Here is a 23575-nt window from a genome sequence, read left to right on the forward strand (position 1 = left end):
CGCATGATTCGTCGAGTCCGCGCTTGCCGCGCCCGGTCGGGCGGCGGCCGGGTCGTCACCCGGAGCACCCCACCGCGGAGGAGGGTTGCCGGCCAGCAAGCCGGGGCTTCGCGCTGGCACTCATGACCTGACCCGAGGGTGGCAGAAGCGCCCCGGCGCTGTCAACCACGTTCGACCCCGAGTCCCCAGGAGCACCGCGTGGAGATAACCACCAGGCGTGAGCCTTTACAAGCATCCCGACGACAGCGCGCGAGCCGCTGCCTCGGGATCCCACGCGCCCCTCGGCAACTGACGCCTTCGACCGCGCTCCGAGGCGGCGGACCGGTCGCCGGCGCCACGAGCCTCGACGCCGCACGCGCCCATCCCGAGGTCCGCACCGCTTCGATGAGCGGAATCACACCCGCACACGAGCGATCTCCCGGCGAACCCGAGGGTCGACGGACCGACCAGCGATTGCCCTGTCGCGGCGGCGAATATCGATCCCACCTGCAACGACGCGCAGGGCGCCCGCCGATCCGGCGTCCACTCCGGTGAACAACGAACGACGACAACCCCGGGTACCGTGGACAACTGGCCATCGTGGCGTTTGCCCTTTGGTAACCCAGCTATGACACAACAACGGGAAAGTGTGAGGCGAGTCGATGGGAGGTGCGCAGAGCACCATGCTCGAGATAGACGTCGACGCGCCCGCGGGCCCGTTGTCGCGCGGTGACCGCGCGCCGGAGGCCAGGACACTGGTCGACATCCTGACCGCGACGGCGCTCGCCCACCCCGACGCCCCTGCCATCGATGACGGCCGAGTAGTGCTCTCCTACCTGGAGCTGGTCGTCGAGATCGAGAAGACCATGGCCCGTCTCGCCACCGCTGGTGTGCGACCGGGCGACCGGGTCGGCGTACGCATACCGTCGGGTACCCGTGAGCTCTACGTGACCATCCTCGCCGTCCTGTACTCCGGCGCGGCCTACGTGCCGGTCGACGCGGACGACCCGGACGAGCGCGCCCAACTGGTCTTCGGCGAGGCGCAGGTCACCGCGATCGTGACCGCGGCGGGCATCGAGACCACCGCCGCGGGCATCCGCGCGGCGGAAGATCAGCGCGAGGAAAGCTGGTCGACGCTGCCGACTCCCCGCGATGACGCTTGGATCATCTTCACCTCGGGTTCCACCGGCACCCCGAAAGGCGTTGCCGTCACCCACCGCAACGCGGCCGCCTTCGTCGACGCGGAAGCCGACCTGTTCCTTCAGGACGCCCCGATCGGCCCGAGTGACCGTGTACTCGCCGGATTGTCGGTCGCCTTCGACGCGTCCTGCGAGGAGATGTGGCTGGCCTGGCGCAACGGCGCCTGCTTGGTGCCCGCTCCGCGTGAGCTGGTGCGCACCGGCGCCGATCTCGGTCCATGGCTGGTGCGGCGGCGGATCACCGTGGTCTCGACCGTCCCGACCCTGGCGGCGACCTGGCCGGTCGAGGCGCTGGAGGCGGTGCGCCTGCTCATCTTCGGCGGCGAGGCCGTCCCGCCGGAACTCGCCGAGCGTCTCGCCGGAAACGGTGATGTGGCGCGCGAGGTGTGGAACACCTACGGCCCCACCGAAGCCACGGTCGTCGCCTGCGCCGCGCGGTTGGACGGTCAGTGGCCGATCCGAATCGGATTGCCGCTCAACGGCTGGGATCTGGTCGTCGTCGATGCGGCGGGTAACCCGGTGGCCGAGGGGGAATCCGGCGAACTGGTGATCGGCGGCGTCGGGCTGGCCCGCTACCTCGACCCGGCCAAGGACGCCGAGAAGTACGCGCCGCTGGCCTCCGTCGGCTGGGAGCGCGCGTATCGCAGCGGCGACCTGGTGCGCAACGACAGCGCAGGTCTGGTCTTCCTCGGCCGCGCCGACGATCAGATCAAGCTGGGCGGGCGGCGCATCGAACTCGGCGAGATCGATAACGCTCTGCAACGCCTGCCCGGAGTCACCGGCGCCGCGACGGCCATCCGCACCACAAAAGCGGGCAACAAGCTACTGGTCGGCTATCTGACCGGACCCGGACCGGATTTCGATGCCAAGGCCGCGCGCGCGGTCCTCGCCGGACAGTTGCCCGCGCCGCTGGTGCCCCGGCTCGCGGTGGTCGACGAACTGCCCACCCGCACCTCCGGCAAGGTCGACCGCGACGCGCTGCCCTGGCCGCTGCCCAACGCCGCCGAGGACGACGACGACAACGACCTGACCGGCACGGCCCTGTGGATCGCCGGACTCTGGGACGCCATCCTCGGCGCGGAGGTCGGCGATCTCGACGCGGACTTCTTCGACCTGGGCGGCGGTTCACTCGCGGCGGCCCAGCTGGTCACCGCCTTGCGCGAACGGTATCCGCAGATCGCCGTCGCGGACGTCTACGACCATCCCCGCCTGGGCGCGCTCGCCGAGCTGCTGGAGCAGACCACGCCCACCGTGGCCGTCGCCGACCGGACGGTGCGGCCGACGCCACCGCTCGCGCAAGCCGCGCAGGTACTCGCCACCATCCCGCTCACCACCCTCACCGGCCTGCAGTGGCTCACCTGGCTGGCGATCGTCGGCAACATCGCGGCCTGGTCCGGGTCGCTGCCATGGCTGCCACAGCTGTCCTGGTGGTGGACGCTGGTCGCGTTCCTGCTGTTCATCTCGCCGCTCGGCCGGATGACGATCTGCGTGGCGGGCGCGCGGCTGCTGCTGCGCGGCGTCCGGCCGGGGCGCTATCCGCGCGGGGGCTCGGTGCATCTGCGGTTATGGGCGGCCGTGCGCCTGTCCGAGGCCAGCGGCGCGGAGAATCTGTCCGGCGCCCCCTGGATGGTGCCGTTCGCCCGCGCGCTCGGCGCGAAGATCGGCAAGGGGGTCGACCTGCACAGCCTCCCGCCGGTGACGGGGATGCTCGAACTTGGCGATGGTTGCAGCGTGGAGCCGGAGGTCGACCTGTCCGGCTACTGGATCGACGGCGACGTGGTGCATCTCGGCCCGATCACCGTCGGCCCCGGCGCGGTGGTCGGCTCGCGCTCGATCTTGTTGCCCGGCACGAAGATCGGCAGGAACGCCGAGGTGGCGCCCGGCTCCGCGGTGGCGGGCAAGGTGAAGGCGGAACAGGAGTGGGCCGGTTCGCCCGCGGTGAAGGTGGGCAAGGCCCAGCACCGCTGGCCCGCGCACACGCCGGCTCGAGCCCGCCGCTGGGTCGGCGTCTTCGGTGTCACATCGATGGCGCTGGCCGCCATGCCGATTCTCGGCATCGGCGCCGGTGGCGCGTTCCTCGCCTGGTTCGTTCGCGACACCCGCACGCTCGCGGGCGGCGTCGCGCGCGCATTCGCCGTGCTTCCCTTCGCGACCCTGCTCAGCCTGGGCGTCTACGCCGCGGCGACCATCGTCGCGGTCCGGCTGCTGAGCATCGGCCTGACCGAGGGCTATCACCCGGTGCGCAGCCGGGTCGGCTGGCAGGCATGGGCCACCGAGCGCCTGCTGGATTCCGCACGCACTTTCCTGTTCCCGCTGTATGCCAGCCTGCTCACCCCGCTGTGGCTGCGCTTGCTCGGCGCGAAGGTGGGCAAGAGCGTCGAGGCCTCCACGGTGCTGCTGCTGCCGAAGTTCACCACCGTCGCCGACGGGGCGTTCCTGGCCGACGACACCATGATCGCCGGTTACGAACTCGGCGGCGGCTGGCTGCACATCGGTGCGGCCAAGGTCGGCAAGCGCGCCTTCCTCGGCAACTCCGGCATGACCGCCCCCGGGCGACGGGTCCCGAAGAACGGGCTGGTCGCGGTGCTGTCGGCGGCGCCGTCCAAAGCGAAACCCGGCTCGTCCTGGCTGGGCAGCCCACCGGTCCGGCTGCGCCGCGCCACGGAGAACGCCGAGACGGCGCGCACCTTCGATCCGCCCGCCCGCCTGCGCGTCGCCCGCGGCATCGTAGAGACGTGCCGCTTGATCCCGGTTCTGGTGACCTTCGCGATCGGTCTCGGCGTGCTGTGCACCCTCGCGTGGCTCGCGCAAACCTTCGGCCACCTGACGGCCGGGCTGCTCAGCGGACTGGTGCTGCTGGCGGCGGGTGGCGTCGCGGGGGCGACCTCGGTGGCCGCCAAGTGGTTGCTGGTGGGGCGGATCCGCGCCGAGGAGCATCCGCTGTGGAGTTCGTTCGTCTGGCGCAACGAGGTTTCCGACACGTTCGTGGAAACGGTTGCCGCACCATGGTTCGCGCGTGCGGCGACCGGGACGCCCGTCCTGAACCTCTGGCTTCGCGGTCTCGGCGCAGGCATCGGGCGCGGGGTATGGTGCGAGTCCTACTGGCTACCGGAGGCGGACCTGGTGACTCTCGGCGACGGCGCGACCGTGGAACGCGGATGTGTGGTGCAGACCCACCTGTTCCACGACCGGATCATGGCCATGGACACCGTCACCCTCGGCGCGGGCGCCACCCTCGGTCCGCACTGCGTGGCACTGCCCGCCTCGACGCTCGGCGACGGCGCGACCATCGGCCCGGCTTCCCTGGTCATGCGCGGCGACGCGGTGCCCGCCTCGACGCGCTGGTGGGGCAACCCGATCGCGCCCTGGTTCACGGGCGATCCCGGGGCACGCTGATGGCGGGCAAGTTCTACGAAGCCCCCATCGACGAGTACCTCCCGCAGAACGGCAACCGGGGGTATCGCGTTTCCCGGTACGAGCTGGAACTGGCCTATCGGGTGTCCGCCAACCGGCTCACCGGGCGCGCCGAGATCACCGCCGTGACCACCGAGGCGCGCACCCGGTTCGCACTCGATCTCGGCCAAGCGCTGAGCGTGTCGAAGGTGTCCGTCAACGGGATCAAGGCCGCGAAATTCGCCCATCAGCACGGCAAGTTGGTCGTGACGCCGCAACAGCGAATTCCGGCGGGCGGCGTGCTCGCGCTGGTGGTGCAGTACGGCGGCACCCCGAAACCGGTGCGCGGGCCGTGGGGCGAGGTCGGGTGGGAAGAACTCACCGAAGGCGCGATCGTGGCCAGTCAGCCCAATGGCGCGGCGTCCTGGTTCCCGTGTGACGACCACCCGAGTTCCAAGGCCAGCTACCGGATCTCGATCACCACCGATTCGCCCTACTACGCGGTGGCCAACGGCACCCTGCTGCGCAAGCAGACCAAGTCCAGTCAGACCACATGGGTGTACGAGCAGGCTGAGCCGATGTCGAGCTACCTGGCCACCATCCAGATCGGTCACTACCGCAAGCACCGCATCGGTTCTTCGCAGGCGGTGCCGATGCAGGCGATCCTGCCTGCGCGGCTGCGCGCCAACTTCGACCACGACTTCGCTCGTCAGCCGAGGATGCTCGAGGTCTTCAGCGAGAAATTCGGCCCCTACCCTTTCGCGGACTACACCGTCGTCGTCACCGACGACGAACTGGAGATCCCGATCGAGGCGCAGGGCATCTCCATCTTCGGCGCCAACCACTGCGACGGCCGCCGCGGCGCGGAACGACTGGTCGCGCACGAGCTGGCCCACCAGTGGTTCGGCAACAGCCTGACCATCCGGCAGTGGCGGGACATCTGGCTACACGAAGGCTTCGCCTGCTACGCGGAATGGATCTGGTCGGAGGCCGCGGGCGGGCCGACCGCCGATCAGCTGGCCCGCGCCGCACGGCACAACCTGGCCCGCGAGCCCCAGGACATCGTCATCGGCGATCCGGGACCGCAGCGGATGTTCGATGACCGCGTCTACAAGCGGGGTGCGCTCACCCTGCACGCTTTGCGCCTGGAACTCGGCGACTCGACCTTCTTCGACCTGCTCCGGGAATGGACCATTCGCTACCGCCACTCGTCGGTGACCACCGAGGAATTCACCGACCTGGCCGGGCACTACAGCCTGGTGTCGCTACGCCCACTGTGGGACAGCTGGCTGCTCGCCGAGCGACTACCGCAGCTGCCCCCCTACGGCGGCGCATCGACGGCCTGATCAGAACACCAGATAACGCGCGGCGAGTTCCTCGACCAGCGGATCGTCCTCCGGCACGTTGGCCAGCGCGTCCAGATCGGTCTCCACGGCGATCTGCCGGGGGTCGTCGTGCTCGGTGTCCCGGGGGTCCTCGATGAGCTGGCGCAGCAGTTTCTGCTGCACCCTGGTCTTCAGCGAATCTCTCATACCTTGGGGCTGCCCGTACATTCGCGTGTTACACCGGTGTGAACAGGGTTCCCCACGGCGTATTGCGTACCACCGTGTAGATCGCCAGCAATACGAAGAACGTCCACATGGTCGTCCGGCTGATCGACGGCAACCGCATCTTCCGGCCGCGCCACCCCTGAACCGTCCAGTCCAGCACCCACACCGCGAACGCGAGAACCAGCGGAAGCGCGAGCAAGTTGCTGTGCAGAGCATCGATGACATGCCCGTCGGTGAGGTTGTGCACGGCGCGCATCCCGCCGCAGCCGGGGCAGTAAAAGCCGGTCAGCGCGTACACCGGACAGGTGCCGTAGGAGCCCTCGACGTGCGGATCGCGCAGGTGCAGCAATACGCCGACGCCCACACCGACACCCGCCACCAGCAGCGGAAGCGCCGCCCCGCGCCACCCGGTCTTCGGCTCGGTTCCCGGGTCCGTCACGGGCCCGGAGGCAGGGTGCGCGATGTCCACGAGTCAACCGTAACCGGGCGATGAGGCGCGCCGCCACGGCAGCGCCCCGATCTTGGCAACGCGGTCCGACAGCCCAAACGAAGCGCGTCTGACTTTTTCTTTCGAAATGATCTTTTGCCGTACCGAATCCGGGGGTACTCCCCGATATAGACCAGGAATACCGTCGTACAGCGCTAACACTAGCAAGCACCGCTGCTTGCACTGTACGGTGACGGTGGACACAAAGGAGTGCCTGATGCTGGTGAAGTCGATGAGGACGCTGGCGGACGCGCATAACGGTGCGCTCACCGCCGATTACCGTGCCGGACTGCGGTCCCGCACCTTCCGTACCGCGTCGTTGAACGCGCCGACCGCTCGCCACGCGGTCATCCCGGTCACCACCCGAGACGGCGCTCGCTTGCGAGTACACGCGTACGGTCCGGCCAAGGGCGATGTCATCGTCCTGATCCACGGCTGGAGTTGCAGCATCGAGTACTGGAACCCGCAGATCAACGCGTTCGCCGACCGGTACCGCGTGGTCTGCTACGACCAGCGCGGGCACGGCGCGAGCGAACTCGGCAAGTCCGTCCCCAGCAAGGAGTCGCTGGCCGACGATTTGTCGGCCGTGCTGAACGCCACGCTGCGCCCAGGACAGCGGGCCGTGCTCGTCGGCCACAGCATGGGCGGTATCACCGTGCAGGCGTGGGCCGCTCGCTATCCGGAGCAGGTCCGCAAGCAGGCCGCGGCCGCCGTCCTGTTGAACAGTACGTCGGGCAACATCCGCTACGACACCGATCTGCTTCCGCTGCTGAACAAGCCGTTGACCTTGGCGGACCGCCCGATCACGGTGTTCGGCGCCACGGTACGGATGCCCATGATCGTGGCCGAGACGCTGCTCACCGCCCCCGTCCCGCTGCCGGGCGGCTGGCCGACGAGCGCGCTGCTCAAGGCGCGCGTGATGAACCCGCACGCAACCGCGGACCAGGTCGAGTTCGCGCTCGGCATCGTGCGCTCATGCCGACCGCTCACCCGAGGCAGGCACGCCGCCGCACTCGCCGACATGGATCTCGCCGAAGCGGCCGCCTCCCTCACCGTGCCCACCACGGTGATCGCGGGCGCACACGACCGTTTGCTGCCCGAGCGCATGTCGCGCCGCATCGCCGACGCGCTCGCGGAAGCCGGTCATTTGGCCGCATACCACGTCTGGCCCACCGGGCATCTGGGCAATATCGAAGCCGCCGACCGCTTCAACGCGGAATTGGCCGCCATCGCCGAGCGCGCCCACCTGCGCTCCGCAGCCGCCGGCTGACCCCGGAGAACGTTCTCCTGGACCGGTCAACGGCGCCCGGTCCAGGAGCGGCGTTTCCCGAAGTGCGGTCGGCGATCCTGTCCACTCCGCGGCGACGCCTCCATTCAGTTTGCTAATGCGTTACCAAATCGATCGCGCCCGCGAAAAACGCTGTCGCTCATCGTGAATTTCCGGCGCGCCGACGCCGAATCGCCGCCGCCCACCGCACCCTTCGTACGCTCCCGTTAACACTCAGCGAACTCATGTCGACACAGCAGGCAGACAGTTCGAGTCCGACGAAGGGAGCAGCGGTGGATGTCCGGCATGGTGTAGCGGTCATAGCTCTGACCATCGGCACACTCGGTGTGGCCGCCCCGGTGGCATCCGCGCTTCCTCTCGGCGTCCCCCCGGCGCGAACGCTCTGCGACGGTGGGGGCGCGGGCATCGGCATGATCGCCGCCTACTACGACCCCGACCGCAACTACTCCGGTCTGCCCACGCTGTGGATCCGCCCCGAGTTCGTCTTCGCGCCCGACCGGCCCGGCGGCTCCTGCGGCGTGGAAGTCACGGTTTCCTGGCGAAATTCCGACACCGGCGTGTACGGCACCCTGCCACCGATCCGGGTCGACGACAGCACACCGGCCGAGGAGAACGCGGCAGGCTCATGGATACCGGTGCCCATTCCCTCCGGTCTGGGCCGCGTGGAAGTCCTGATCGCGACGGACGCTCCCCACGTTCCCGGAAAGGGAGTCTTCGTCGTGACGTAGTCGGCGGCTCAGCCGGTGCCGCGGCGTGACTTCATCATCCGAACCCATTGGGCGATGGCCGCCACGGCCGAGAACATCGCCGTCGCACCGGCGAACAGCGCGGTACCGGTGAGTTTCGCGGTCTCGAACTCGACCTTTCGCAGCCCTGGCAGCGGATATTGCCCGTTGCCTGAAGCCCATCGGATCACGTAGCCGACCTGCGTGCCGAGGTCGGTGGGCGGGCCGGAGCCAATCATGGAGCGCAACTCCGGCCCCTTGCTGTTGAGATAGACCAGCGTGAAGGCGATGAAAAGCGCCACCGCCACCGCCGAACCGGTCGTCAAACGCGCGAGTGCCTCGGTGCGGGACCAGAGATTGGCCAACGCCGCGAGCACCGTGAGGAATATCGCGATGGTGGCGAAAATGGCCCATGTGCCGCTGAGATTGGAGTGCGCGGGCGGATTCTTCGACCAGAGCCCCACGAGCGTGGTGGTGATGTGGGTCTGGCCGAAGGCGTTGCTCCAGATCGTGCCATCCGGTCCGCCGGTGGCGAGCCACGGCTTGAACAGCAGGGTGAACGTGATGATGCTTCCGCCCGCGGCACACAGATAACCCGAGTTGTCCCGGAGCAAGACCACCAGCGGTTGCGCTGCCGCCCGGATTTGCGGCAACCGGGTCTGGAGTTTCGGCGGCCGCCCCCGAAGTTTCGGCAACCGCGACCGGAGTTTGGCGACGTCTACCCGGCGTTTCCGAGTACTGCCCGGCGAGCGGCTCGTCGCCCCCGCCTGTTGCTGCCGATCTCGATTCGCTCGCCAAGGAGTTGGCTGCACCATGTCGCTAATCGCCCTTCATCGATTCGACAACTGATGGGCCGCCAGATATCGGCTCGCTGATCAGCGGCTCTCGCCCGGCTGGCTCCTCGTGTCGACCGTCGACGGCCACCCCGGGGGCAGTTGCCGTTGGTTTCGCCACGGACAGCGGATCCGCGATGTCCTCCAAGGACTGCCCCTCCGCGTTCACTCCGAAGAACCAGGCGACCAGGCCACCGAAGATCATGAACCCGGCGCCGATGAGGTACCCCACCGTGAGCGGGAACCGGTCGGGGCTCGGGTTGTCCGCGCCGCCGACCAGATGCCCGAAGAGGAACGGCGCGACGACCCCGCCCGCGCCCTGCGCGATGGCGAAGAAGAACGAGATGGCCTGACCACGCAGTTCCAGCGGGAAGATCTCGCTGACCGTGAGATAAGCAGACGACGCCCCCGCCGAGGCGAAGAAGAAGATGACACACCAGAAGATGGTCTGGGTGGTGGCGTTGAGAATGCCCGCATTGAATGCCCACGCGGAAACGAAGAGCAACAAACCGGAGCCCACATAGGTGGCACAGATCATCTTCCGGCGGCCGATACTGTCGAAGAGCGGGCCGAGTACCAGTGGGCCGATCAGATTGCCGACCGCGAACGGGAAGAAATAATAGCCCGTGTGATCGGCCGGCACGTTGTAGAAATTGATCAGCACCAGGCCGACGGTGAAGAAGATCGCATTGTAGAGAAAAGCCTGCGTAGCCATCATCGTGAATCCGAGAAAGGAACGCGATGGATATCGTCCGAAGAAGATCCGGGCCATTTGCAGGTAGGACAGCCGATCCGCGTCCACGATGTCCAAGGCTTTGCTCTCGTCGACCGCGGGGAGCTCGATCCCCCTACTCCGCAACTGCCCTTCGATCTCGTCGACGGTCCGCTCCGCTTCCTCGGCCCGCCCGTGGGTGAGCAGCCAGCGCGGGCTCTCCGGAATGTGCCTGCGCAGGAAGATGATGATGAAGCCGAGGACGGGTCCGATGAAGAATCCGATACGCCATCCCCAGCCGGTCGGGATGAATCGCTCGTTGAACAGGATCAGGCTCGCGGCCGCTCCCAATGCCGCGCCACCCCAGTAGGTGCCGTTGATCGCGATGTCGACCCGGCCCCGATATCTGGACGGCATGATCTCGTCGATCGCCGAATTGATCGCCGTGTATTCGCCACCGATTCCGGTGCCCGCGATGAAGCGGAACAAGTACAGCGACCATGCGTTCCAGGAGAAACCGGCCAACCCACTACCGATCAGATAGATCGCCAGGGTCAGGATGAACAGCTTCTTGCGACCGAGCCGGTCGGTGAGCCTGCCGAACACGAGTGCGCCGACGACCTGACCGGCCAGGTACCACGAGGCCATCGCGCCGACCTGCCCGGAGGTCAGATGCAGCGTTTCGACGTCTTGCAGCGGTCCACCCATGCTGCTGACGATCTGGATCTCGATTCCGTCCAGGACCCAGGAGACCCCGAGCCCGACGACGATGAGCCAGTGGAACTTGGTCCACGGAAGCCGGTCCATCCGAGCGGGAACCAGACTTCGTACGACCTTGGTTTGCGTTTCCAGCACTTGACGGATCACCTCGATTTCAGAAGAAGGCCGGACCGTCGAGGGGCCTGCGCCGAGCCCCCGACCGAGCGCCACACAGGGATCACCTCGCCCCCTCACGAACTCGACCAGTGGGCGGGACCGACGCCCGGAACGCGGAAGCCCCAGCACAGCGCGGTCGTGAGCCGGGATCGCGCCTCGACATCTGCACGGGTGTCGCTCCTCAACGGCCTGAGCGGAACACGGTTACGCCCGATTTACGTAAATATTGGATCGTTGTGAATTGTGCCACTAGTTGGCGGCTCATTAAAGCCCGGCATCCTTCCCGCCCCCAGGCGACACTCGGCGCAGCTTGCCGAGCGGCGGGTCAGGCGGGGATCAATCTTCGGGCAGTGGCGATCAGTCCGCCGAGCGGCGGGATGGTGGCCAGGTGTCGCCCCATTCCGCGTCCCTTGCCTCGCGGTACGACTCGCCCTGTCGTTTCGAGACGAGGGTTTGCCGCACGCCGTCGTCGGCCGTGCAGACTTCCAGCGTGACCAGGCCCTTACGTTTGAGCGGATGTCGCAGGATTCGACCCGCGGCGGGGGCGTGCGCGGTCCGAGAGGCGATCACATAGGAGAACTTCTCGTCTTCATGGCCGAGTTCGCCCCCCTTCAACCGCCGGTGCAGGGACGTCCGGTTGATTCGCGTGCTGAAATGGCACCAGTCCGTCCCCGCGGCGAGCGGGCACATCTGTTGGTGCGGGCAGGGGGCCACGACCGTCAGACCGGCTTCGATCAAGACGTCGCGGGCGGAGAGGATTCTGCGATGGCCGTCCGGAGTTCCCGGCTCGATGACGGCCACCACTTCCGCCCCCTCGGCCGCCCTGGCCACCAGATCGGCTTGGTCTGCCTCGGAGAGTTCGCTCAGCACATAGGAAATCGTGACGAGGTCCGCTCCGCCGAATGCTTCCTGAGCGGCGAACGAGGTCCGCCGCCACACGGCGGAGCGCACCGCCGCGGAGGTGGCGTCGGCCGCGAGCTTGCGCCCTAAAAGCAGTGCTTCGTCCACCTGATCCAGTACGGTCGCCTCGGCCAAGGAAGGGAACAGTTCGCTCGCTGCCCATAGCGCCGCGCCGGTGCCCCCGCCGACGTCGAGCAGTGTCTCCGGCCGAAAGCCGGGCGCCTGCTCGGCGAACCGCTCGAGCGCACTGTGCACAGCGGCCCACGTCGCGGGCATGCGATAAGCGGCGTAGGCGGTGACGTCGGCGGTCGAAGCGAGAATCGGCGCCGCCGCCGGGCGCGGATCCCGGTAGCGCGAGATCAGCCGGTCGACCGAGGTGGCAAGCTGCCGCTGGGGAACGCCCGCGCATGCCCGGTCGAGGGCCTCGACAAGTTCGACGGGCAGTTCCACCCGGGATAACTCCTCTGGTCTGTAATGGCCGGCCCGTCATTCTGTCATTGCGGTGCCGACCCTACTTTCCTGGCGCTGTGCGGCAGCGTTCCAGTGCGTCACACCTGGGGCGGAGGTAGCGCGTGGATGGCGAGGAGGGCGGTGTCGTCCTCCACCCCTGGTCCGAAGGAGTCGAGCAATTCCCGGATGGCTTCGATACCGCCGGATGCCGTCACGGGCGCCAGCGCGCGAGCGAATTCGAGGAGGGCTCGATCGCCGTAACGACCGCCGTTCTCCGTGACGCGAGCTTCGGTGAGGCCATCCGTATAGAGCAGCAGCGTGTCCCCGGCCTCCAGCCGGAAGCTTCTGGTGACGATCCGGGCGTGCGGGATCGCCCCGATCAGCTGGCCACCCTGGGTGTGCATCTCTTCCACGGCGCCGTCGGAACGCAGGAGCAGCGCCGGCGGGTGCCCGCCGCCTGCCAATGTGATGTCGCAACCGCCGCGATCGGCAGTGGGACGGATGAGCCCGAAGATGATCGTGCAGAACCGGGGCCTGTGACCGTGGTATCGCTCGGTGAGCGTGGTGTTGAGCGTGTCCAGCACTGCGGCTGGGTCGTGGGTGTAGGCGGTGGCCGTGCGCAGTGTGTAACGGGCCAGTGAAGTGAGTGCCGCGGCAGGAGCTCCTTTGCCACAGACGTCGCCCAGGAACATTCCCCAGGTGTCGGCAGTGATGGGGAACAGATCGTAGAAATCGCCGCCGACCTCGTCGGCAGAGGCGATGTGGTAGTACGCGGCGACTTGGACGCCGGGGACCTGAGGCAGTTCGGGTGGTAGCAGGGTGGTCTGCAAAGTGGCGTTCAGACGCTGGAGGCGTTCGCGCTCCTCCTCGGCTTCGCGCCGTGCCCGCAGCAACTCCGTCTCGTAGGCCCGGCGCTCGCGGGCGTCGAAGACGGTGGTGCGAATCAGTAGCGGTTGCCCCTCCCTGCCGGTTTTGACGTGCGAACTCACCAGGACGGGTAGTCGCCGACCGTCGGCGGTCTTCATTTCCAGGGCAATGCCACGGATGTCGCCCTGCATCCGCAGCAGAGGTGCGAAGTGGGTTTCGTGATAGAGGCGACCGCCCACTGTGAGCAGGTCGGAGAAGTGTTTGCGTCCCACCAGTTCGTCGCGCCGCCAGCCCAGCCAGTCCAGCAGTGTGGCGTTCACTTTGGCGATGCGGCCGTCCAGCGAGGTGGAGAGGTATCCGCAGGGGGCGTTCTCGTACAGGTCCTCGGCGCTGTCCTCCAGTAGCGCGGCGAACACCGCGTCGTCGTCATCCGCCCCCGCTCCGAGAGCGCTGGCGCCGTCTCGGTCGCCCGCCGCGCTCGTCATCCGGTTTCCGCGGCGAAGGCGGCGATGGCGGCGGCGGTCTCGTCGGGAGAACTGAGCTGCGGGCAGTGTCCGGTCGCGGCGAGCGTGACCAGCCGACTGCCCCTGATCCGTTCATGGACGAACGCCCCGACCTCGGGTGGGGCGATGGCGTCGGCCGAGCACTGCAGAATCAGCGTGGGTACACCCACCGCGTCCAGATCGTCCCGGTTGTCGGAGAGGAACGTGACGCGTGCGAAGACGCGCGCGATCTCGGGGTCGGTGCGGCAGAAACTGTTGGTGAGTTCCTCGGCCAGCTCCGGCCGGTCCGGGTTGCCCATGATGACCGGCGCCATCGCGCCCGACCAGCCCAGATAGTTCGCATCGAGCGCCTCCAGCAGTTCCTCGATGTCGGCGGCGCTGAAACCGCCTCGGTACCCGGTGGCCGGATCATCGATGAAACACGGCGAGGGAGTCACCAGTACCAGTCCGGCGAATGCCGCGGGCTCGCGTGCGGCGGCCAGCACTCCCATCGTCGCACTGACCGAATGTCCTACGAAGACCACCGGCCCCAGTTCCAGCTCGCGAAGTAGCGCCAGCACATCCTCCACGTAGCCGTCCATGCTGGAGTAACGCGACGGGGTCCACGCCGAGAGATCCGAGCGGCCCGCACCCACGTGGTCGAACAGGACGACGGTGAAGTCACGCTCCAGAACCGGTGTGACCAGGCGCCACATGTGCTGGTCACACCCGAATCCGTGGGCGAGCACGACCACCGGTGCGCCGATCTTGCCGCGCACGATCACATGGTTCCTGCTCAACACCGCCACACAGACACCTTCGCAGAAGATCTACGCTGACGCCCACCACCGATATTTTGCCAGGTTGCCCCCTCGGGTGAGGCTCCCGGGCAGCAGCGGAGTGGATGACATCCGGCACGGCGGACCGCCGCCTCGCGCACTGGCGCGATCGGCCGCTTTCTGACTGATCAATCGATGGTCTTGCCAAGTCCTTCAGGGGTGGATAGGACTATCGGCGTGGTTGATCAACAGAATGTAGCCCGCACTGTCATGGCGGTTTCCTCGGCCGTGGTCGCCGTCTGCGCGGTGGCGGTGACGGTGAAGCTGATGGGCGCCGATCTCGACCCGGTCCAACAGCCGCGGGTGTTCGATCAGACTGCGTTGGAGCAGCAGGTGGCGAACAGGCTGCAGGGCGTGGGGGATCAACCTGCCGGTCGAGTGACCTGCCCCGGTTCTGTTGTGGTCCAGGTAGGCAACCAGTTCAAATGTCAGGCCTGGACGTACCTTCACTCGAAGGATGTGCTGGTCGAAGTGATCAGCGACCAGGGCGAGATCTCGGTGACCCGTTCGTAGCACCCGAGGCCCGGCCCGCACCTGCGGTCCGGTGTTCAGCGGCGGAACCTACGTTCCAGAATGCGCTGGGCTTGGTTGCGGTGGACGGCAGACCAGGCTTGGACCCGGATCGCCCACCAGGGGGCGATGTCGCGGGGTTTGGTCGTGACGGCGTGCGAGACGAGGTCGGAGGCTTCGTCGACGGTCAGACCGGGGGTGCGGCTGAAGTCGGTGGGGGCGCTCATCCTGGTGTGGACCAGGGGCATGTAGATCGATGTAGTGGTGACATCGTCGCAGGCGATTTCGGCGGCCACGCTGCGCAGCCAGACGTCGAAGGCCGCTTTCGAGGCGATGTAGGCCGACCAGCGTGGACTCGGCGGCAGGAGCACGCCCCAGGTGGAGATATTCACGATATGCCCCTGCTTGCGTGCACGCATATGGGGCAACAGAGTAAGCAGCAGCCGCACCGGGCCGAGATAGTTGATGTCGATGGTGCGGGTGAAATCGTGGAAGCGATCGTAGGACTCGGCGATGGGCCGCCGAATCGACTTTCCCGCATTGCTGATCACGGCATCTATGTGTCCGTACTCGGCCAGCAGTGTCCGGCCGAGCAGGTCGACGGCATCCAGGTCGGTCAGGTCGGTCGTGTACGCGTGGGCCGTGCCACCGTCGGCCGCGATGTCGGCGGCCAGCTGTTCCAGTTCCGGGCGGGACCGGGCCACCAGCGGCACCACCGCGCCCGCCGCGGCCAGCTTCCGCGCACTGGCCTTGCCGATACCGTGCGAGGCCCCGGTCACCAGCACCACCTTGCCTGCGACAGCCGCTCGTAGCGCTTCCTCGGTGGGCCGGGCTGTCGGATACAGCAACCGGATCGCCAGCCGTTCGGCGAGTGACCGTCCACTGTTCGTGGCCGGAGTCTCGTTCACAGCTCGACTGTATAAGGGCTGATCCGAGAACTCACGTGTCATGGCGAACTGGACCCGAGTCGGCGTCGATAGGCGCGCTCGCCCTTTACCCCCCGGAACGAATGATCTGTTCGATATTGCGCTCAGCCAGCGCGCTGATAGTCAATGAAGGATTCACTGTTCCGGTGCTACCCGGCACAGCTGCTCCGTCCATCACGTACAGGTTCCGATAGCCACGCACCCGGCCGTATCCGTCCGTTGCGCGCCCGATCACCGCTCCGCCCAACGGATGGGAGGTGAACGAGGCGTCCGCGTCGAAGGCGGGTCGAGAGATGGGCTGACAGTTGCAGGCCGCCTTGTTGTTGACTTCCCTCGCTCGCGCGAGATAGCCGGCAGCGCCGTCGGCCGGCCACCGCAGTTCCACGCGCCCGTCGGCCGGGTCGCAGACGAACCGGCCGCGGGTGTCGTCGAGCACGATGCCCAACGATGCGAGAAGGGTGGTGTCGAAGGGCGTCGTGCCGGGGATGTACCAGTTCTCCAGCGACACGGGTGTGCCCGCCTCGTCCAGAATCCGGCTCGCCGACGGTGTGCCCTGCGTGCCCACCTCGAGCGTGCTGAGCGGCCGTGCCAAGGCGACATCGCCGTTGCTGCCCCAGCCTTCCCCGACGTGCTCGTTCAGGTTCGGCAGCGCGCCGGTTTCCCGGGCACGCACCAGCAGTTCGGAGGTGCCGATGGAGCCCGCGGCCAGGAACAGCATGTCGCAGGTCAGCGTCCGGGTGCGGAGCACTTCACCGGTCGGGTCCAGTTTGGTCACGGCGACGCTATATCGACCCGACGCTCCCGGTTCCTCGGCGATGGCATCCACGCGATGGCCGGGGTAGATCCGGGCACGGCCGGTGCCCTCGGCGTAGCGCAGGTAATTCTGGTTCAGATCGAATTTCGCGCCGTTGGAGTTGCCCAGGTTCGAGCAGCCGACCGTCGCCGACGGCCTCGATCGCCCGGCCAGTTCGGCGCGGATGACATCCCAATTCCAGGTGCCGTCGATACGTTGCGGCGTATAACCGGCCACGCGGACCTGTTCGTCCCAGGCCCGCGAGTGCACGAACGCGAAAGAGTTGTAGATATCGTCGGGTATCACGCTGGGGCGCAATACTTCTCGGACCTTGGGGTAATAGACGTCGTGCATCTCGCGATAGTCGACCACGCCGCGGAACACATAGTCGAAGAATCGCTGCTCCGGCTCGATCATCACCCCGGTGAACACCACCGAGCCACCGCCCACGCACGCACCGCGCCACACGTCGATGCCCGGGTAATTCGTGACATCGAGGACCCCGCCGAACGGATCGATCTGCAGTGGGATCCGGTTCACCCCGGTAAAGGTCGTGCGATGCCAGAAGCCGCGGCCATCGGGAATCGTGTCGGTGGCGAAGATGTCACGCCACGGATCATTCGGCCAGCGCGACCCGCGCTCGAGCACCGCGACCTCGATCCCCGACTGCGCCAGACGCAGCGCGGTGACCGACGCCCCGAAGCCCGATCCGATGACGATCGCGGGCACATGGTCGGCGGGATCCGGCAGCGGCGCGAAGATCTCCGGCACCAACATGCGGTACATCGATGTTCTCGGGCTCGGGCTGAAATCGTCGGCCCACGCCGCAGACGCGGCCGTGCTCGCACCGGCGACACCGAGCATCGTCGCGGCCAAGCCGGCACTCTTGACGAAACCACGCCGGTCCATCGTGCCCCTCGTTCGATCCGAACGTCGCTCCACAACACTTCAGCACCCGCATGGACGACCATGCGTAGTACCTTCCTGGCCCAGCTCATCGGCACCGCCTAGTCGGCGACATCCGTTAACGCTAATAGTTCAGCAATGTAATAGCTACTCATTATCATGAGGAGTGGGTCGGGAGTGAGGAGGCGGCGATGTTGACTCGCGCCTGGATTCGGTGGCTACTCACTCATGGCCTGTTACGGACCTATCTCCGATGGGCGGCACGCCGGGGTGACCCGCTCGGGCAAATCGCAGTCGGCCAGGATCGCTTGCTCGGCTCATCACCATATATCGAGGAGATCCGGCGGCGCGGCCGTATTCCCAGCATGTCGGGCGTACACGTGACGGCAGACTACGAACTGTGCCGACTCATCTTGCGCGATCGACGCTTCGGTGTGGTCACCCCATTCCATCCAGCCCTGCCGAAGCCGATCCGCCGGGCGCTGGACAAAACGGATCTGGGGCTTCCCAACCTCGGGGAGCCGCCTTCGATGCTCGTGACCGATCCGCCGGATCACACCCGGTACCGACGCCTGGTCCGGCACGCATTCGGCCCGAAGGCGATCGCGGCGCTGGAGGGACGAGTCACCGAAGCGACCAACGACTTACTCGATCGCCTGGAATCGAAGCCTCGCCCTGATCTGATCGAGGACTTTTCCGCACAGCTGCCCGTCACGGTCATCGCCGAGATCCTCGGATTGCCCGCCGACATGCATCCGACCCTGCTGAAATGGGGAGACACAGGTGCGCCACTGCTCGAACGTGGCCTGAGCTGGACCACCTACCGCCACGCCATCGAAGACTTGGTCGAGGTCAAACAGTACTTCGACCACTACCTCGACGAACTCGCCGCCGAACCGAACAACGACGTACTCAGCATGCTGGCGACCGACGGCGAAACCACCCGTCGCGAGCAGGTGGCCAACGCGGCCCTGCTGCTGGACGCCGGCTTCTTGACGACAGTGAACATGCTCGGCAACGGAATCGTCCTACTGACAGGCCATCCAGACCAGCTGGAATCGCTCATCGCGCAGCCGGACTTGTGGCCTAACGCAGTCGAGGAAATCCTGCGCTACGACGGTCCCGTGCGGATGACCGGCCGGGTCGCGAACTGCGACGTCGACATCGCCGGTGAGCGCATCGAATCGGGTTCCCTGGTCCTGCTGTCGTTGGCCGGCGCCAACAACGACCCAGCAGTCTTCCCAGATCCCCACCAATTCGACGTGACCAGGGACAACGCCACGGAACATCTCGCGTTCAGCAGCGGGATACACGGCTGCCTGGGAGCCAGGCTGGCCCGGCTGGAAGGCGCCGTCGCGCTGCGAACCCTCTTCGAGAGGTACCCGAATTTGAGCCTGGACGGTCCGCCGGTCCCCCATCCCTTGCGGAATCTGCACGCCTACCGCTCCATGCCCGCCAAGCTCCTTGCCGGCTAGATACCGGGTTGTGCGACGGCGTCGGTCCGGTCCGGCGGGGTCGTCGAAGGAGTGAGGTGCTTCGGCTTCTGGCTGGTGGAATATCGGCGTTGGCCGGTCTGGGGGGTCAGCCGGCCTGAAGTTTCACCACCGGATCGAGGCCCAGATCGGTGATGTATACATTGCCCGCCGAGTCGACCGCCACGCCCTGGGGATTCTTCAAGCCGGTGAACGGCAGTGGGGTGGGCGTCGACGCGCCGGCCGCCAACCTCACCACCCATTTGTTACCCCAGTCCACGACGTACACATCTCCCGCCGTGTCGACCGCCAAGCCCTGGGGATCTTTGAGCCCGGTGAATGGCAACATGGTCGGCGCCGACGCGCCCGCGGCCAACATCCTCACCTGCTCGGTACCCAATTCGGTGACGTATAGGTTGCCCGCCGCGTCGACCGCCACACCATCGGGACCTTGGAGCCCCGTCAACGGCAGCGTCGTCGGCGCCGCCGCGCCCGCCGCCAATTTCAGCACCCGATCATTCCCCCGGTCGGCGACGTATACGTCGCCAGCATTGTCGACCGCCACACCATGGGGATCCTTCAGCCCGGTGAACGGCAGCGGGGCAGGTGTCGACGCGCCCACCGCCAATTTCAGCACCCGATCGTTACTCGTGTCGCTGACGTATACATTGCCCGCCGGGTCGACCGCCACATCCTGGGGATTCTTCAGGCCGGTGATAGGGAGCGGGGTCGGCGTCGACGCTCCCGCCGCCAATTTCAGCACCCGATCGCTACCCATGTCGGTGACGTATACGTTGCCCGCCGGGTCGACCGCCACACCGGTGGGCAGGCTGACGCCGGTGAACGGCAGCGCAGTCTGTGCTGAATAGCCCGGGGCGATAAGTGTGGGCGAGTTGCCACCGCCGCCTGATCCCCGTTGGACACCGACGACGACAGCTACGGCGGCCACCACCACGGCGACCGCGACCGCGAGCAGTCCGGCGGTCTGGCGCGAGAACCTGATTCGCCGCCCATGGCGCGTAGCCACGCCCACGGTGGGACTGACGGGCGAATCGCCCAGCGCGGCGCGGGCGGCCGCGGCCAGTTCACGCACAGTCTGGTAACGATCGCGGGGGTTCTTGGCCATCCCCTTCGCGATGACCGCATCGAACGCAGTCGGTACTTCGGGTGTGGTGGCGCTGGGACGCGGCGGCGGGCTGTGCAGGTGATGGGCGATCACACCCTGCATCCCGAATTCGCTCGCGAACGGCGGCCTGCCGGTCAGGCATTCGAACAACACGCACGTCAACGCGTACACGTCCACTCGGGCGTCGGCCTTGACCTCGGCGTCGATCTCCTCCGGCGCCATGTAGGCGAGGGTGCCGATGGTCTCGCCGGTCGCGGTCAGCGTACGGTCATCGGCGGCGTGGGCGATCCCGAAGTCGATCAGGGAGGCGAACTCATCGGTCCCCAGCAGGATATTGGTGGGTTTGACATCGCGGTGAACCAGCCCGGCGTCGTGAGCCGCCTGCAGCGCACCGGCCACCTGGACGATGATCGCCACTGCCCGCCGCGGCGACAAGGCACCTTCCCGCGCGATCAACGTGCGCAGGTCGGTGCCCTCGATCAGGCGCATATTCAGATAGAGCCGACCGTCGATATCGCCGAAGTCGTGGATGGGGATCACATGCGGCTCGGTCAACTGCGCCACCGCCCGGCACTCCCGGCGGAACCGCTCGCGCAGCTGCTCGTCATCGGCGAAGCGCTCGGGCAACACCTTCAGCGCCACCACCCGATTGGTCAGCGAATCATGCGCCCGCCACACCTGGCCCATGCCGCCCTGACCCAGCAGCGATAACAGCCGATAGCGCCCGAACGCCTCGGCTGGCCCCGACCCCCGGGCGGTGTCCCCGCCATTCACTGACGTGTCATCCATGATGCCGTCCCGTGACCACTTGTCTGGCTAACGGCGTACTCGCTTGCAGTTGCACCCGCGAGCAGGTAGCTCCACACTAGTCGATTCAGCCAGGACCGAGGCTCGATAGTCAGGCGGTATCGTCGGTGTACCCGAGGTTATTCGGCGGCCGCTCGGTACCCGCAGCAGGTGGCTGCTTCCTCACCCCGCACTGCGCAGAAGCTCGATGTACGGCGACGACCGAACCAGGACCACAACGGTTCTCGGGCAACAAGGCCATGTTAACTGCGGCACGGCCATTCGGGTCGAGGCAGTCAGGGTTGATCCCGCAAGCGAAGAAACGTCTTGTACCAGGAATGATGGAGCCGCCTGGGGGAATCGAACCCCCGACCTTTTCATTACGAGTGAAGCGCTCTACCGACTGAGCTAAGGCGGCGTGCCTTTCGGCCAGGGAAGTCTATCGTCTCGCAGGCCCGATCGCGAAAACGGGTGGTCACGGTCACTGGGCGCGGGCCGCGATGAGGGCGGCGGCCATGGCCGCGAGAGCGAAACGGGGTTTGACGTTCTGGTCGAGCGCGGTGCGGCAGGCCAGAACGGCCTCGATGGACTTCAGCAGACCCTCCGGGCGCACGCGGTCGGCCAGATCGTGAATCTCGTCGGACAGGTCGGGGTGGGTGAGCGCGACGCCGGAGCCGAGCCGGGTGGCCCCGAACCGCACGGCCAGTGCGTCCCGATAGACGCCCGCGACATCGATCAGGGCACGATCGAGGGCGTCGCGGCCGGTGCGGGTCGCGCGGGACTTCTGCCGCCGCTCGAGGTCCTTGAGCACGCCCGCGGAACCGCGGGTGGCGCTCGCCGCGCCCTTGCCGGTACCGCCCGCGCCCAGCGCGGTCGCGAGTTCCTCGCGCTCGCGTTCGTCGCGGGCCGCGCTCATCTGCTTGGCCTCGTCGTCGGCCGCGCGCACCAGTTCGTCGGCGGCGGCATAGGCCGCACCGGGCTTCCCGGCCGCGGTGACCAAGGCCAGGGCACGCTGACGGCGGGCGCGTGCCTCCTCGTCGGTGGCGAGCCTGCGGGCACGGCCGACATGTCCGCCGCTGATGGACGCGGCCCAGGTAGCGGTCTTCTCGTCGAGGTTGTCGCGCTCGCGGAGCACTCGCGCGATGGCGGGCACCGATGGCGTCACCAGATGCACGTGGCGGCAGCGGGAACGCAACGTGATCGAGATGTCCTCCGGGTCCACCGAGGGTGCACAGAGCAGGAACACCGTCCGGTCCGGCGGCTCCTCGACGACCTTGAGCAGCACGTTGCCCGCCGCCTCGGTCAAGCGGTCGGCATCCTCGATGACCACCACCTGCCAGCGCCCCGTGCTGGGCCTGCGCGAGGCCACCTGCACGATCTCGCGCATCTCCTTGGTGCTGATGCTCAGCCCCTCCGGCACCACCCGGCGAACGTCGCCGTGCGTGCCCGCCATGGTCGTGGTGCAGGCGTGACACCTACCGCACCCGGGCGTCGCCGGATCCGTGCACTGCAGCGCCGCCGCGAAACACAGCGCGGCAACGGATCTGCCCGATCCGGGCGGGCCGGTGAACAACCAGGAGTGCGTCATCGCGCCCTCGACCACGCCCCCGCGCGCAGCGACCGCGGCAGCCGTCAACTCGGACTCGACCGCCTCCTGGCCGACCAACCGATCGAAGACTCCCGCCACGTCGTACACCCTAGCCGCCCCTCCCGACAGATCCCGGACGGTCTCGGACACCACGCTCGCCACCGTCGACGGCCCGCATACACCAGGCCCGGACGCACCGTCCGGCTCGCCCGCGCACGGCCCGGCCAGCCCACACCACCCGACTCCGCCACGCACCGCTCGGCCGGTCACACGCTGTCCGACTGAGCCGTGCACACGCAGCTCGGCGGGAGCGGCTGAGTCGGACCGCTATGGATCTTGTCAGCCCATGCGGCCGCAAGCCCTGTTCCGGAACTAGGAGACGCGCTGCTGCGTGCTGTTCGCCCCGTCCAGCTCCTCACGGATGATGTCGGCGTGCCCGGAGTGATGCGCGATCTCCCGCAAGATGTGCAGCACCGTGTAACGCACCGACTGCCAGATCCGCTCCGGAGTCCACGGCGTCGTAGGAGTGGGGATCGAGGTGTCGAGACTGTCCACCGAACGGATCAGCTCGGCCGTCTCCGCCGCCACCTCGTCCCAGTCGGCCAGCAGGCCGGTCAGGGTCTCCTGCTCCGCCATGACGTACTCGCCGCCGAACTTCGAGACATCCAGCTCCGCGTTCTCGTCCCGTCGCACGATCACCGAGGTCCAGTGCCGTTCGCAGCTGACCAAGTGGTGCAGCAGCCCGCCGAGGGTCAGCTCGCTGACCGTGGTCCGCCGCCGCGCCTGCTCGTCATCGACGCCGCGCAGCGTGATCCGGAAAAGCTCGCGCTGGTCGGCGAGCATCGCGATCAGATCCTCGCGCTCCTGTTCGGTACTCATGGCGCTCAG

18 protein-coding genes, 1 tRNA gene and 1 riboswitch are annotated in these 23575 nt (G+C 67.4%); of the genes, 6 read left to right on the forward strand and 13 right to left on the reverse strand.

What is annotated here, in order from left to right:
* Positions 1–14 precede the first annotated feature (14 nt).
* Positions 15–128, reverse strand: a riboswitch (SAM riboswitch).
* Between the two features lie 534 nt (positions 129–662).
* A complete protein-coding gene (locus ACL03I_RS23695; RefSeq protein ID WP_412806993.1) occupies positions 663–4574 on the forward strand; it encodes a Pls/PosA family non-ribosomal peptide synthetase in 3912 nt (1303 codons plus the stop codon).
* A complete protein-coding gene (locus ACL03I_RS23700) occupies positions 4574–5917 on the forward strand; it encodes a M1 family metallopeptidase (protein WP_397275291.1) in 1344 nt (447 codons plus the stop codon). Before ACL03I_RS23695 ends, ACL03I_RS23700 begins: the two co-directional genes overlap by 1 nt.
* On the opposite strand, the gene ACL03I_RS23705 is transcribed toward ACL03I_RS23700, so the two are convergent.
* Together ACL03I_RS23705 and ACL03I_RS23710 are read right to left on the reverse strand one after the other, a co-directional pair.
* Positions 5918–6103 (reverse strand): hypothetical protein, encoded by a 186-nt coding sequence (locus ACL03I_RS23705; protein ID WP_355079203.1) that lies wholly within the window; start codon positions 6101–6103, stop codon positions 5918–5920.
* Between the two features lie 28 nt (positions 6104–6131).
* Positions 6132–6590, reverse strand: a complete 459-nt coding sequence (locus tag ACL03I_RS23710; protein WP_397275293.1) for a DUF2752 domain-containing protein — start codon at positions 6588–6590, stop codon at positions 6132–6134.
* A gap of 235 nt (positions 6591–6825) precedes the next feature.
* On the opposite strand from ACL03I_RS23710, the gene ACL03I_RS23715 reads away from it, so the two are divergent.
* Together ACL03I_RS23715 and ACL03I_RS23720 are read left to right on the forward strand one after the other, a co-directional pair.
* Positions 6826–7878 carry an alpha/beta fold hydrolase gene (locus ACL03I_RS23715; RefSeq protein ID WP_355079209.1) on the forward strand — a complete coding sequence of 351 codons (1053 nt, stop codon included), beginning with the start codon at positions 6826–6828 and terminating at the stop codon, positions 7876–7878.
* Positions 7879–8168: 290 nt separating this feature from the next.
* A complete protein-coding gene (locus ACL03I_RS23720; RefSeq protein ID WP_355079211.1) occupies positions 8169–8624 on the forward strand; it encodes a hypothetical protein in 456 nt (151 codons plus the stop codon).
* 8 nt (positions 8625–8632) lie between these two features.
* Here ACL03I_RS23720 and ACL03I_RS23725 read toward each other — a convergent pair whose 3' ends face one another.
* The 5 genes from ACL03I_RS23725 to ACL03I_RS23745 all read right to left on the reverse strand — a co-directional run bounded on the left by ACL03I_RS23725 (position 8633) and on the right by ACL03I_RS23745 (position 14550).
* Positions 8633–9241 (reverse strand): hypothetical protein, encoded by a 609-nt coding sequence (locus tag ACL03I_RS23725; RefSeq protein WP_412806979.1) that lies wholly within the window; start codon positions 9239–9241, stop codon positions 8633–8635.
* 199 nt (positions 9242–9440) lie between these two features.
* Complete coding sequence (locus ACL03I_RS23730) at positions 9441–11021, reverse strand: MFS transporter (protein ID WP_355079215.1); 1581 nt, start codon at positions 11019–11021, stop codon at positions 9441–9443.
* A 378-nt stretch (positions 11022–11399) separates the two neighbouring features.
* Positions 11400–12392 (reverse strand): small ribosomal subunit Rsm22 family protein, encoded by a 993-nt coding sequence (locus ACL03I_RS23735; protein ID WP_412806980.1) that lies wholly within the window; start codon positions 12390–12392, stop codon positions 11400–11402.
* A gap of 98 nt (positions 12393–12490) precedes the next feature.
* Positions 12491–13744: a SpoIIE family protein phosphatase gene (locus tag ACL03I_RS23740; protein WP_412806981.1), complete on the reverse strand. Its 1254-nt coding sequence runs from the start codon at positions 13742–13744 to the stop codon at positions 12491–12493.
* Positions 13741–14550, reverse strand: coding sequence for an alpha/beta fold hydrolase (locus tag ACL03I_RS23745; RefSeq protein ID WP_355079221.1), 810 nt, complete (start codon positions 14548–14550; stop codon positions 13741–13743). The genes ACL03I_RS23740 and ACL03I_RS23745 overlap by 4 nt, the downstream gene beginning before the upstream one ends.
* A 207-nt stretch (positions 14551–14757) precedes the next feature.
* Here ACL03I_RS23745 and ACL03I_RS23750 point away from each other — a divergent pair, with 207 nt between their 5' ends.
* Complete coding sequence (locus tag ACL03I_RS23750; protein ID WP_355079223.1) at positions 14758–15093, forward strand: DUF4333 domain-containing protein; 336 nt, start codon at positions 14758–14760, stop codon at positions 15091–15093.
* 35 nt (positions 15094–15128) lie between these two features.
* On the opposite strand, the gene ACL03I_RS23755 is transcribed toward ACL03I_RS23750, so the two are convergent.
* Positions 15129–15998 carry an SDR family NAD(P)-dependent oxidoreductase gene (locus ACL03I_RS23755; protein ID WP_355079225.1) on the reverse strand — a complete coding sequence of 290 codons (870 nt, stop codon included), beginning with the start codon at positions 15996–15998 and terminating at the stop codon, positions 15129–15131.
* 85 nt (positions 15999–16083) lie between these two features.
* Positions 16084–17718 carry a GMC oxidoreductase gene (locus ACL03I_RS23760; protein WP_412806982.1) on the reverse strand — a complete coding sequence of 545 codons (1635 nt, stop codon included), beginning with the start codon at positions 17716–17718 and terminating at the stop codon, positions 16084–16086.
* 188 nt (positions 17719–17906) lie between these two features.
* On the opposite strand from ACL03I_RS23760, the gene ACL03I_RS23765 reads away from it, so the two are divergent.
* On the forward strand, positions 17907–19190 hold the full coding sequence (locus tag ACL03I_RS23765; RefSeq protein WP_412806983.1) for a cytochrome P450: 1284 nt from the start codon (positions 17907–17909) through the stop codon (positions 19188–19190).
* Positions 19191–19296: 106 nt separating this feature from the next.
* On the opposite strand, the gene ACL03I_RS23770 is transcribed toward ACL03I_RS23765, so the two are convergent.
* The 4 genes from ACL03I_RS23770 to ACL03I_RS23785 all read right to left on the reverse strand — a co-directional run bounded on the left by ACL03I_RS23770 (position 19297) and on the right by ACL03I_RS23785 (position 23566).
* Positions 19297–21102 (reverse strand): serine/threonine-protein kinase PknD, encoded by a 1806-nt coding sequence (locus ACL03I_RS23770; protein WP_412806984.1) that lies wholly within the window; start codon positions 21100–21102, stop codon positions 19297–19299.
* Positions 21103–21441: 339 nt separating this feature from the next.
* A tRNA-Thr gene (locus ACL03I_RS23775) sits at positions 21442–21517 on the reverse strand.
* Between the two features lie 63 nt (positions 21518–21580).
* Positions 21581–22786 (reverse strand): DNA polymerase III subunit delta', encoded by a 1206-nt coding sequence (locus tag ACL03I_RS23780; RefSeq protein WP_364438381.1) that lies wholly within the window; start codon positions 22784–22786, stop codon positions 21581–21583.
* A gap of 273 nt (positions 22787–23059) precedes the next feature.
* Positions 23060–23566 carry a mycothiol transferase gene (locus tag ACL03I_RS23785; RefSeq protein WP_355079233.1) on the reverse strand — a complete coding sequence of 169 codons (507 nt, stop codon included), beginning with the start codon at positions 23564–23566 and terminating at the stop codon, positions 23060–23062.
* Positions 23567–23575 lie beyond the last annotated feature (9 nt).

The sequence above is a fragment of the Nocardia sichangensis genome, assembly GCF_047200615.1.
Lineage (GTDB): Bacteria > Actinomycetota > Actinomycetes > Mycobacteriales > Mycobacteriaceae > Nocardia > Nocardia sichangensis.

Bases quoted from the DNA above. Each gene is read 5' to 3' on its own strand.
- ACL03I_RS23695 (WP_412806993.1), top strand. From the start codon at position 663: ATGCTCGAGATAGACGTCGACGCGCCCGCGGGCCCGTTGTCGCGCGGT.
- ACL03I_RS23700 (WP_397275291.1), top strand. From the start codon at position 4,574: ATGGCGGGCAAGTTCTACGAAGCCCCCATCGACGAGTACCTCCCGCAG.
- ACL03I_RS23705 (WP_355079203.1), bottom strand. From the start codon at position 6,103: ATGAGAGATTCGCTGAAGACCAGGGTGCAGCAGAAACTGCTGCGCCAG.
- ACL03I_RS23715 (WP_355079209.1), top strand. From the start codon at position 6,826: ATGCTGGTGAAGTCGATGAGGACGCTGGCGGACGCGCATAACGGTGCG.
- ACL03I_RS23740 (WP_412806981.1), bottom strand. From the start codon at position 13,744: ATGACGAGCGCGGCGGGCGACCGAGACGGCGCCAGCGCTCTCGGAGCG.
- ACL03I_RS23760 (WP_412806982.1), bottom strand. From the start codon at position 17,718: ATGGACCGGCGTGGTTTCGTCAAGAGTGCCGGCTTGGCCGCGACGATG.
- ACL03I_RS23765 (WP_412806983.1), top strand. From the start codon at position 17,907: ATGTTGACTCGCGCCTGGATTCGGTGGCTACTCACTCATGGCCTGTTA.
- ACL03I_RS23770 (WP_412806984.1), bottom strand. From the start codon at position 21,102: ATGGATGACACGTCAGTGAATGGCGGGGACACCGCCCGGGGGTCGGGG.
- ACL03I_RS23785 (WP_355079233.1), bottom strand. From the start codon at position 23,566: ATGAGTACCGAACAGGAGCGCGAGGATCTGATCGCGATGCTCGCCGAC.